Source organism: uncultured Planktosalinus sp., assembly GCF_963973675.1.
Taxonomy (GTDB): Bacteria; Bacteroidota; Bacteroidia; order Flavobacteriales; family Flavobacteriaceae; genus Planktosalinus.
Genome location: NZ_CAXBAN010000144.1, coordinates 1 through 6182, shown reverse-complemented (window position 1 = coordinate 6182; position 6182 = coordinate 1). Strand labels below are relative to the sequence as shown.

Here is a 6182-nt window from a genome sequence, read left to right as displayed (position 1 = left end):
AATATTCCACTGGTCAAAAAGGTAATCCAGCATGGCACGGGTTTCCCTTTGTGAAACGGGGTAGTCGCCTGCCAAAGGTTCAAAGACGGGAAATTTATAAGTAAGGTTTTTGTTAAAAGCAATGCCTTCTTCAGGGTCTTCATTGAATTTTTTATCTTTATCATTATCTATACCTTCAGAATACAGCAGATAATTTCCGGTTTCACCCTTGCTTCGGTCAGCTTTCACAAGTACCTGAGCGTCTTCGGGATGCGGCTTGTAATCTCCCATAGGACTCTCCACCCTGATTTGTGTGATGAGCCCGTCATTGTTTAAATCTTCATAGGAGTCTTCACTCACACTCCCGTCACGGTCGTGGTCCACTTTGGCAGCATTGCCGCGGCGTTCATATTTCAGGTTGCCGTGGTATTGTGCGTAGGCATCGGGTGACATATTGGGAAAGATATAGAATGTAGTCGTTTCCAGTGCATCTTTATGGTTATTGACCAGGCGTTCCGCAAATTGCAGTGCCAGTTCCACACTCAGCACGTGAAAACCTTCTGCACCGCCCACAACGGCGATGGCAGGTTTATTATCCAAGTCACCGGTTCCTATTTTCAGTACCCATATATCCTTACCGGTTTCGGTTTTTACCAGCGATGTGAGGGTGGCAACCCTGCCACTGCTGAGTTGTTGAAGGCGTTGGGTAATTTGTTGTTGTGTTGGGTAGTTGTTTTGTGCAGCAAGGAATAAAATTCCCGTAAAGAACAAAACACCACAGAGGAGTTTTTGTTTCATAGTGAAGTGTAATTATCTAAAATCAAAAAAAGGTTGCGTTCCAAAAATAAAGAAAAGCTTCCAGCAATGGGAAAGTTTAACATTTATATTCCGTAATTTTGAGGGAACCGAAATTTAGAATTATGAAAACCCTTGTTTTAATGTTATGTCTCTTGATGGGTATTCAGGCATCTGCTCAGGAGCTTACTCAAATCACGGCGCCCGTGATTGTTGCAAAAATTCCTCTGGGGGAAACGGTAATCTTTGAAGAAGCTGCGATTACTTTTGAAAGTGTAATGGAAGATTCCCGCTGTCCCAAAGATGTGACCTGTGTATGGGAAGGCGAAGCAAGAATACGTGTCATCATTGAAAGCGGTTCAGACCGAATGGTAAAACAACTGATTTTTCACGGGGAACGTTTTGGTTCAGAAGAAGAAAATATGCTGGTAGAGACCAAAACCAAAAAACTTATCGGGTACAAACTCTCTCCCTATCCCGAGAGTACTGTGCCTCAGAATAAAAGGAAATATTTTCTTGAAGTGAATTTAAAACATTAAACAAACTTCAAACCAATTCAGGTTCGGATTTTAAATCATTAATTCCTAATAATTTTTAATGTTTCATTTTCCATCCGCACATAATAAACCCCTTTATTGAAGTTTGAAAAGTCTATTTGCTTTTCATTTTGATGAAGTATCCCGGAGAACAATTTTTGCCCCAGAGTATTGTATACGGTATATTGGGTTGGGTTTTGAATGTTTACATTCACACTGTTTTTTGTAGGGTTTGGATATACAATAGTTGCAAAGCTGTTTTCAGGCAGTCCAAGCAACTCACACTCAAAGCTGGAAAGTACTTTAGAAGCAGCAGGCGGATCAACCAAAAGGAAATCTGTCAACAAGGGACAATAACAATCATCCTCATCTACATATAATTTAAGCCAAGAAAGGGCAATTTTTCCAACCACACCGTTACCACCATTAGGTGTGTTGGCCACTGAATGATTTCCATTTGCAACTTCAAAGAGAAGTTTATCTGTTGAGTTTGGTGTGGCGTTATAGTGAAGGTCTGCGTGTTCGGCAGGTGGGGCAGTAGAATCATTTTGGCCACTAAATATAAGGACCGGACTCTCGTGGTTTAGGGAGGGGTTTGGTAACCAGGGACACAGCGCAACAACACCTTTTATGGTGCTGTCAATAACTGCCGCGCGTTGCGATCCTCCACCTCCCATAGACCATCCGCTTACAGCAAATTTATCAATATCAAGCTTGTCTTCAAGTGGCGATGTATTTCGGAAATTTTCCTGACGAACGGTTTCCAGGGCATCTATCAGTGCCATCGCTCTTGCTTCAGGAAGATCAAAAACTGAATTGGTGCCAATAATAATTGCAACTATTCCATGAGAGGCATAAAAAGGCCCCCATTCTTGAACACTTGAAGGCAATGCCGTAAATCCGGGAACTATGGCAATACTGGCAAAAGGAGGCGTTGCATTTGTGGGATAATAAATCGTTGCGCTAAGATAATCAGGACCATTTCTAATTCCATCAGCTTCAGTAAGAGTTGCGACTTCATAAGGGCCCGGGTTTGTTATATTCTCCACCGTTATATCTTCGCATTGAGCTAAAATTTTGCTTGGTAAGAGTATAGTTGCAAAAAAGAAAAGAGCAATAAAGTAGATTTGTTTCATCCCTGTATTTTGTTTTTAAGATAGTTTAATAATAGATTCCGTTTTGGAAAATTAATCCATTTTAAAATGATAACAAAGTATAAAATTCAGTTTTATTTTTATTGAAATAGTTTATAAGCTTTGAGCTCAATTACATAGTAAAAGGTATTGTAAACAAAGATTGAAAATACTACGTTTAATATTGACTTTATTGTTTGCCTCAAAGGCTCTCAGTCACAAAGGAAAAAAAAGAATATTGTTAAGAGCACAACCGGAAATCCATATATAAACTTAAGGTTAAATCTCTAAAAATCACTTTACTCCTCTCGTAGTAGAATTTTCAAATCTTCCAGCAATTCTTCCATTTCTTCCCAGTTTGTGCCGTCATAAAAACCGCGAATGCGTTTTTGGGCATCCACAAGCACAAAATTTTCGGTATGGATCATATCATAATTCCCGCCATAGGGCTCATCTTTTGCCACCAGGTAAGACTTTCGGGCAAGGTCATAAATGTGTTTCTTGTCACCTGTAACAAGGTTCCATTTGGCATCGTTAACCCCTTTCTTTTCGGCGTATGCCTTTAAAACCGGAACACTGTCAATCTCAGGTGTGACCGTGTGCGAAAGCAGCAATACATCATCCTGGTCTTTGAGTTTCTCCTGCAGTTTTAACATATTGTCTGTCATGATGGGACAAATGGTGGGGCAGGTGGTAAAAAAGAAATCGGCTATGTAAATTTTGTCTTGGTAGTTTTTTTGAGTGATGGTGTCACCATTTTGATTTGCCAGCGAGAAGTCTGCTATGGTATGATATTTTTTAACCCATTGCTTGGTGCTATCTACCAACTCAGAATTCACCATTGTAGGTTGATAAACCGGTAGCGTTGGTGCAGGTTTTAAAATTTGATAAATCGCAGTTATGATAATGGCTGAAAGCACCAACATAACGATTGCAAAAAACTTGTATTTAGCAAAAAAATTTAGCATTTGTTTAAAGAATTAATAAGTGCAAAAATACATAAATTGGTTCCCTTATATTGTTTGTAATTCGTTAAAATGCAATCGTGTAAATTTAGTTTTAAAAACTTGACATAAAACCTTACTTTTGCACGTTCAATCATAAATGAATTTATGGATCCGTTTTTTGTAAAAGCCATTCAGCTTATTTTAAGTTTATCAATACTCATTGTCCTGCACGAATTGGGTCATTTTATCCCCGCGAAATTATTCAAAACCCGTGTGGAAAAATTTTACCTCTTTTTTGATGTCAAATTTTCATTGTTTAAGAAAAAAATAGGTGAAACTACTTATGGTATAGGCTGGTTGCCACTAGGGGGCTATGTGAAAATATCAGGCATGATAGACGAGAGCATGGACAAAGAACAAATGGCAAAACCACCGGAACCCTGGGAATTCCGTTCTAAACCAACCTGGCAACGACTCATCATTATGCTGGGAGGTGTAACAGTAAACATAATTTTAGGTTTCCTTATTTATACATTGATTTTATTTAATTACGGAAGAGATTTTGTCACCCCTGAAACTATGCCCGATGGTTTTGCAGTGCACGAGAGTTTTAAAGAAATGGGGTTTCAGGATGGTGACCAGATACTCAAAGTAAATGGAGAGCCTTTTGAAAATGTAACTGATATAAACAAATATCTTTTATTACGGGACGTAACAACTGTTGAAGTCTTGCATCAAAATGGAAGTACTGAAACAATTTCAGTGCCTGAAGACATTGGTATGACCAATTTTAAAGCAGGAATTTTAGAACCTTTTGTTCCATTGGTAAACCCTGTAATTGATGTGGTGGCTCCAGACAGCCCCGCTGAAAAAGCCGGCCTTCAAAAAGAAGACCGCATTGTTTTTGTAAATGGGGAGGAAACAAATTTTTGGCACGAGTTTACACAAAAAGTAAAATCCAGCACTGATGAACCTGTCTCTTTAGTAGTCGAAAGAAATGGTGAAATCATAAATTTTGATATCAAACCCGATGAGAATAATGTTATTGGTGTTGCTCCATTATTGAACTTTGATGTGGTTCATAAAAAATACACCCTTTGGGAAAGTATCACACAGGGTAGTAGTTTTGGTTATGATATCCTGAGAGATTATGTTGCCCAGTTTAAATATGTTTTCACACAGGAAGGAGCCACTCAAGTGGGAGGCTTTGGTGCAATCGGAAATCTATTTCCTGATACATGGGACTGGTACAGCTTCTGGATGACAACTGCCTTTATTTCAATCATTTTGGCCTTTATGAACATATTACCTATACCGGCACTCGACGGTGGTCACGTGGTTTTTTTATTGTATGAAATGGTCAGTGGTAGAAAACCCAATGAAAAAGTAATGGAATATGCACAAATGATAGGATTTTTCATTCTTATCGCCTTGGTACTTTTTGCCAATGGTAATGATGTTTATCGCTGGTTGTTTGGTTAAAACCATTATAATTAATTGATAGGAATTGTCAATTTTGTAATAAAGTTGTAATTTTGAGGCTTTAAATTTAAACACTCCACAATGAAAAGATTTGTAAAATTAAGTAAAAACATTTTTTTAGCACTTTTGTTTGTAACCACTTCAGCAGTAGCTCAGGAAAAAGTAACCGATGCCGAGCTTGGTAACTTTGCAAATGCCGTTGTAAGCATTCAAAGCATCAACCAAGAAGCTCAAACTACTATGATGGAAGTTGTAGACAACTCAGGCTTTGAACTTGAACGCTTCAATCAAATATATCAGGCTAAAATGCAGGAAGACACTGAAACTCTTGAAACTCTTACTGAAGATGAATCCAAAAATTTTGAATCAGTAATGGAACGTTTTGAAGCTATGCAGGCTGTTTTTCAAAAACAAATGGAAGATGCTGTCGTGAAACAAAACATTACACTCGAACGTTTTGATGCCATTGCACAAATGATGGAAAATGATTTTGAACTGCAAACAAGACTGCAGGAGAAAATGAAACAATAGAAGTTTTTGAAACCCTATTTTTAAAAACCGATGTCACACACATCGGTTTTTTTGTTAAATATTTTTTTATAAACACCCTTTCACCGTTAAAATTATACTAAACTAACTTTCAGGTTTTGAAGTGAATCTTCGATTTGTATTTTGCAGAAAATTATAAAAAATCTCAAAAGTTTAAATTATGAAATTCATCAAAAATCCATTAAACCTTGTTTTATCTTTACTTTTTATTGCAACATCTGCATTCAGTCAAGAAAAAATATCTGATACCGAACTAACAAATTTTGCAAAAGCATATACAGATATTCAAAGCATAAATGAAAATGCTCAAAATGAAATGACCAAAATAATTGAAAATTCAGGAATGGAAATTTCTACCTTTAATGTGATGTATCAGGCTGCACAAAACCCCAATGCCCCAATGCCTGAAAATGTATCTGAAGCTGACACTAAAAAATTTGAAGAAGTAGTAATCGAAATTGAAAAACTACAACCTAAATTTCAAAAAGAAATGGAAAATGCTGTTGTAAGTAATAACATCTCAATTGAAAGATACCAGCAAGTGGTTTCACAATTACAAACCGATCCTGAACTTCAACAAAAACTTCAGGAAAAGTTACAGTAAACTTTTTTAAAGTAATTTAAAAAACCTCCTATGTGAGGTTTTTTTTATGCTTAAAATATAATATCTTGGTTATCAGAAAACAATTGACCGATGGAACAAATCATTGTTTTTATCACTTTATTTTTGGCCCTGATTTTTTTTATATGGGGAAAAATAA

Annotated in this window: 7 protein-coding genes; 4 read left to right on the top strand and 3 right to left on the bottom strand. The window is 37.0% G+C overall.

Translation table 11 applies throughout. From position 1 onward, the window contains the following. Nucleotides 1-777, bottom strand: a 777-nt coding sequence (locus tag AACY61_RS07155) for a M14 family metallopeptidase (RefSeq protein WP_339610888.1), incomplete at its 3' end; no start/stop codon positions are given. Between the two features lie 122 nt (nt 778-899). Here AACY61_RS07155 and AACY61_RS07150 point away from each other — a divergent pair. Next, nucleotides 900-1313 carry a hypothetical protein gene (locus AACY61_RS07150; RefSeq protein WP_339610887.1) on the top strand — a complete coding sequence of 138 codons (414 nt, stop codon included), beginning with the start codon at nt 900-902 and terminating at the stop codon, nt 1311-1313. Nucleotides 1314-1351: 38 nt separating this feature from the next. Here AACY61_RS07150 and AACY61_RS07145 read toward each other — a convergent pair whose 3' ends face one another. Together AACY61_RS07145 and AACY61_RS07140 are read right to left on the bottom strand one after the other, a co-directional pair. Next, the gene (locus AACY61_RS07145) at nt 1352-2446 is read right to left on the bottom strand and encodes a T9SS type A sorting domain-containing protein (RefSeq protein ID WP_339610886.1); all 1095 of its coding nucleotides are present in this window, start codon (nt 2444-2446) and stop codon (nt 1352-1354) included. A gap of 296 nt (nt 2447-2742) precedes the next feature. Continuing rightward, nucleotides 2743-3411 (bottom strand): SCO family protein, encoded by a 669-nt coding sequence (locus AACY61_RS07140; RefSeq protein WP_339610885.1) that lies wholly within the window; start codon nt 3409-3411, stop codon nt 2743-2745. Between the two features lie 144 nt (nt 3412-3555). On the opposite strand from AACY61_RS07140, the gene rseP reads away from it, so the two are divergent. The 3 genes from rseP to AACY61_RS07125 all read left to right on the top strand — a co-directional run bounded on the left by rseP (nt 3556) and on the right by AACY61_RS07125 (nt 6025). Continuing rightward, nucleotides 3556-4872 (top strand): RIP metalloprotease RseP, encoded by a 1317-nt coding sequence (gene rseP / locus AACY61_RS07135; protein ID WP_339610884.1) that lies wholly within the window; start codon nt 3556-3558, stop codon nt 4870-4872. A gap of 81 nt (nt 4873-4953) precedes the next feature. Then, on the top strand, nt 4954-5403 hold the full coding sequence (locus AACY61_RS07130) for a DUF4168 domain-containing protein (RefSeq protein ID WP_339610883.1): 450 nt from the start codon (nt 4954-4956) through the stop codon (nt 5401-5403). Between the two features lie 178 nt (nt 5404-5581). Beyond that, complete coding sequence (locus AACY61_RS07125) at nt 5582-6025, top strand: DUF4168 domain-containing protein (protein WP_339610882.1); 444 nt, start codon at nt 5582-5584, stop codon at nt 6023-6025. Nucleotides 6026-6182: the final 157 nt, after the last annotated feature.